At 63.5% G+C, this 4,641-nt stretch carries 6 protein-coding genes; all 6 read right to left on the reverse strand.

Annotated elements, in window-relative coordinates:
- Positions 1-339: 339 nt before the first annotated feature.
- Positions 340-1,107: a hypothetical protein gene (locus tag AB0B82_RS35250; RefSeq protein ID WP_360178895.1), complete on the reverse strand. Its 768-nt coding sequence runs from the start codon at positions 1,105-1,107 to the stop codon at positions 340-342.
- A gap of 227 nt (positions 1,108-1,334) precedes the next feature.
- Positions 1,335-1,943 (reverse strand): hypothetical protein, encoded by a 609-nt coding sequence (locus tag AB0B82_RS35255; RefSeq protein WP_360178898.1) that lies wholly within the window; start codon positions 1,941-1,943, stop codon positions 1,335-1,337.
- A gap of 440 nt (positions 1,944-2,383) precedes the next feature.
- Complete coding sequence (locus tag AB0B82_RS35260; protein WP_360178901.1) at positions 2,384-2,644, reverse strand: hypothetical protein; 261 nt, start codon at positions 2,642-2,644, stop codon at positions 2,384-2,386.
- Positions 2,632-3,003, reverse strand: coding sequence for a hypothetical protein (locus AB0B82_RS35265; RefSeq protein ID WP_360178904.1), 372 nt, complete (start codon positions 3,001-3,003; stop codon positions 2,632-2,634). Before AB0B82_RS35265 ends, AB0B82_RS35260 begins: the two co-directional genes overlap by 13 nt.
- Before the next feature lie 145 nt (positions 3,004-3,148).
- Complete coding sequence (locus AB0B82_RS35270; RefSeq protein ID WP_360178907.1) at positions 3,149-3,556, reverse strand: hypothetical protein; 408 nt, start codon at positions 3,554-3,556, stop codon at positions 3,149-3,151.
- Between the two features lie 110 nt (positions 3,557-3,666).
- Positions 3,667-4,641, reverse strand: a 975-nt coding sequence (locus AB0B82_RS35275) for a hypothetical protein (protein ID WP_360178910.1), incomplete at its 5' end; no start/stop codon positions are given.

Consider the following 4,641-nt stretch of genomic DNA (forward strand, 5'->3'; position numbering starts at 1 on the left):
CCGATTAGTGCGCAAATCCAGCAGCCCCACCACGCAAACCCGCAGGTCACAGCCTCGCGCTCACGCCAACCCCGCCTCGGTGATAAGAGTCAGGTACGCCGCTGCTGGAATCTCCTCCCGCACCCCATCCGGCCCGATGACAGCCGGCCCTCCAGGCACGATTCGCCGATCGTCGCCCCCTCCAGAAGGTAGATCCGCGCATCAGTAATGGGCCCCAGCCATACCCAGATGCTATCCGCCACCCGGCCCGCGTGCCCCTCGACCACTCGATCCATGTGGATAACCACCAAGGGAACAGTCCGGCTCCGCTCGTCGTGCCAGGGACACGTCGACGCGCGATCAGCAACCGGCCTTGGGCTGCACCGTCACTTCCCCACCATTCGGATCCACAAGCACCGGAACAGCCTCCCCGATGCGCAGCTGGGTGGTCGCCTGTTGAGTCCGGGACACCTGGCCTGTGTCGCCGAGCGTGCTCCGCCAAGTGATGTCCCACTCCGCGGTTGCGGTGACCTGATACTTGCAGCCCGGCAGTTTTGTAGAGGTCTTCACGTACCGATGCCCGCAGGTGGGCGAGGGTCGCACGCCCATCGACTCGTCGTATGGCGTACCGGGGCCTTTGCACCGCACGATCTTGCCGTCGCCCATCGTCCAGTTGATCGCTTTCACCTGGGCGGTCGCAGTCACCGACAATCCGGGCACGCTCGCCTCCCGCTCGATCGGACCCCAGGTGTTCTCAGTCTTGTTCACCCACAACCACACCGGCATGTTCACCAGACCGATCCGACCAGGAGCCGGCGCCGTCTTGATCAGCGGAGCTCCGAGATTCATCGACGCGATCGCCTCGTACACCAGAGTCAACGGATCAATCACAACTGTATCCGGCTCACCAGGCAACCAGATCCATTCGGACACAACATGTCGGCCCTGGTCGTACCCCTGTTCGCGGGCGCACGCCCAAATACTGCCGTCAGTATGCCCTTGCCAGCGGGGATCGCTGAAAGGAGGCGCGGGTATTTCGCGCTTCATGTAGCACTGGCGGCTGTTCGACCAGTTGCCGAACTCCTTGTCGACGCATGGTTGCACAGCGCCCTTGAACGTGCATTCCACCTTCGTCGTGCCTTTGTCCTCTCCAGGTTTCCCGGGATCAGTTGTAGAAGCTGTGGTTGGCTGAACTCCTGTGAGTTTCCAATAGCAAGTGCTTAGGACGCAGACCCACTGGTAACCCGGGCCAGGTGGAGGGCCAGGAGGCAGTTTGTTGCCCATTGCATTGCCGGGGCAAAGAATGGCCATCATTAGTGAGCCGGCGACGACGAACCAACTGGCCCTGGCTCGGCTCAGCATGTCCCTTTGTCCTCATCCCTGATGAGGAACCACATCTTCTTGCCTGACAGGTTCGGAGCGTAGCGCAAGAGAGACATGATTTGCCTACGGGGCTCGCTGCCAGGAGCTGACTGCACCGGCTTTCCGTTGCTCCTGAACCGCATGATTTGCGTGGAGGTGTCGACACATTGGACGAGCACGATCTCTGGCTGCTGCTCTTGCAGTTTCACTGAAGCTACGGTCGACTTGAGAGTCTTGGGGCTCCCGGTGACGTACAGGTTGCTGCGTTCCAACGTCCGCGCCTGGTCGACGATCGTGAGGATCCATTCGCCGCTGATGCCGGCTTGCTCAAGTGTCGGGCGATCCAGCGCCTTGGGGTTCATAAACGTTCGATCGATGGCAGCCATTGCAACGGCATACCGGGTTTTGGCTGCCGTGATGGCTGCCTGTTGTTCCGGAGTCCAGGTTGGGGATGAGGGGGCGGTTGGTGTGGGGGTGGGGGTGCTGCTGGGCGAGACCGGGTTGGTGTTGGGCCGGCCGGCTTCGGGGGAGCCGTTGCAGGCGGTCAGCAGGGTGAGGGTGCTGAGCGTGGCGACGGCGGCGAGTAGCGGTCGGCGGGGCATGGGGTGGGGCTCCGTTCTGTGTGCTGTTGGTGTAAGGGTGGCATACGGAGGGTGTTCGGTGGGGTGGGTTGTCCACAGGTTGCAGGTTCTTGCAGTCACGGTGTGTGTTCGGCGGGCTGGCGGTGGTCGTTTCGGTCCGACTTTGTGCATGCAGTCCGTGAAATGTGGGGCCGAAAGTACGGATCTGGTGCACGAGATGGGCCTGGAACGGCCGCGATGAACCAGAGGGCGCGGGCTCGGCCGGCATGCTGCACTCGCGGTTAGGTGGGGTGGTCGGGCGGGCGTGTGCGACGCGACGGTGGTCGTTTGGCGCACGAGGGACGACTGTGTATGGACGGCGCAAGGCGCATCGCGCGCGGATGTACTCGCACAGCACACGCCAAACCGAGCGACCGCGGTGCTGCGATTGCGGCGCCGGGCCGCACGTACCAGGGTGTTGCCTATTTGTCCTGCTCGGTGCCCTTGGCCTTCTCGGCACCCTTCGCGGAGCCACTCTTCCGCGCCTCCGGTGTGGTGGCCGGCCCCTCCATCTTCCCCGCCTCGGCGACCCCCGCGAACGCAGCGTACTCCGCCGTTCCCTTCTGCGGCGCCGTCAACGCCGGCGACGCCCCACGCTGCTCCGGCGGTACCACCTGATTCAACCGCTGAGCAAACGACCGCAACTCCTGCCCCTGCGCCATCTTGTCGATCAACGCCGACATCGACCTGGGCTCCGGCGGTTCCGGTCGACCATCGTCTGCAGGCCGGCCTGGACCCGGGCCGGATCCTCGTCAAGCTTCCGGATGAGGAACTGGCTCAGGTTCTCCACCCGCATCGCATGCGGACCGGACGACGCCGGGTTGAAGTCCTTGAGATTGTTGGTCACGAGCACGTCGGACTGGCTGTTCACTGCGCCCGCCAGCACATGCTTGTCTTTCGGATCCGCCTGCATCTGGTCCTGCAGGCCCTGCGGCGGCGCTGCCGTCAACGCTGACTCGAATGCAGTGTTCATCCGACCGATGCGCTTGTCGATCGCTTCTTCTGACATACCAGGCGGTTGGTTGCGACGCATCTCGTCCATGACCTGCTGACAGTTTCGAAGACGCCTTCGTGTGCGGGCGACATGAGGATGTTGGTCGTTTCCTGCCCGCGGATCACATTGGCATCGAGAAACGCCCTCTCAGTGTCCCGGCGGTCCGGCCCGGGCGTCGTCTCCGGCATTCTGGCTACGCCTCGTCCTCGGGTTCGTCGGCCAGCATCTCGTCGAGCGCGGCGCGCTGCCGTTCGTGCCGCGCGTTGTCCCACCTGATGACGTCGGCCAGCCGAACCCAGTCGACGTACTCCGTTGACCTGAAGGGAATCTCACCCGCCGCGACGTGCTTGCGGAGTACGTCGCTGCGCACACCGATCGCGTACGCAGCCTCGTCGATCGGCAACTCCGGCCGGAACGGCGTGACCTTGACCGCCTGGCCGGCCCGCATCGCCTTGAGCACATGCTCAAGCGCCCGATAAACCATCGGCGGAACTTCTTCCCGCTTCCCATCCGGTCCGATGATCGCCGGCCCACCAGGAGTCACCTGGCGCTCATCGCCATCGAGCAAATAGATCCGCGCATCCCGCGTCGGTCCAAGCATGCCCGCAGTCTATTGGCCCCCAGGACTGCCGCCCGGTCGAACCTGAGACCTGTGGACAACTCCCCGGAAGCTGTCCTCGCGTGTCTCGTGAAGGGAGAGAACTTGGGGTGTCAGCAGGCCGGTCCGGCGACGCTGGTTTCGCCCCCTTCAGGATCGACAAGCACCGGCACAGCTTCCGCGATCCGAAGCTGGGTGGTGGCCTGCCGATCCATGGAAATCTGCCCAGTGTCCCCGAGCGTGCTCCGCCACGTAATGCTCCATCGCGCCGTCGCGGTCACCGGGTACTTGCAGCCGGGAAGCTTCGCCGACGTCTTCACATACCGATGCCCGCACGTCGGCGAGGCTTTCGTCCCCATCGCCTCCGTGTAGGGCGTGCCAGGCCCCTTGCACCGAACGACCTTCCCGTCTCCCACCGCCCAGTCAACAGCAGTCACCCGAGCGGAAGCCGTGACCGACAACCCCGGCACGCTCGCCGTCCGCTCAATCGGCCCCCACGTGTTCTCCGTCTTGTTGACCCACATCCAAACCGGCATATTCACGAGCCCGATCTGTCCGGCGGCAGGCGCCGTTTCGATCAGCGGCGCTTCCAATTGCATTGCTGCAACAGCTCGATAAACCAGAGTCATTGGATCGACCACGATCGTGTCCGGCTCGCCGGGGAGCCAGATCCACTCGGTCACAATGTGTCGACCCTGATCGTAGCCCTGCTCGCGCTGGCATGCCCAGATGCTGCCATCCGCATGACCCTGCCAGCGCGGATCATCGCGCGGCGGCGGCTCCTCGCGTTTCATATAGCATTGATGGCTGTTCGACCAGTTCCCGAGCTGCGCATCAATGCACGGTTGAACCGCACCCTTGAACGTGCATTCGGTCCTCGTGGAACTTTCGTCTTTCTCCGGTGTGCCGTTGCTCGTGGTAACGGTCGTGGTGATAATTGTGTCCCGTACTGTCCACTGGCAGTGGTAGCCAAGGCATACCCACTCGTAACCTGGCTCTTCACGATCCAGGGTGTAGTCGGGGTCTGAATCCGCCGGTCTCCAGGAGTGATCGTGCGATGTAGTTGGTGAGGTTGCGGAATCCGAGAG

It is taken from the genome of Kribbella sp. NPDC048915, assembly GCF_040649595.1.
GTDB lineage: Bacteria > Actinomycetota > Actinomycetes > Propionibacteriales > Kribbellaceae > Kribbella.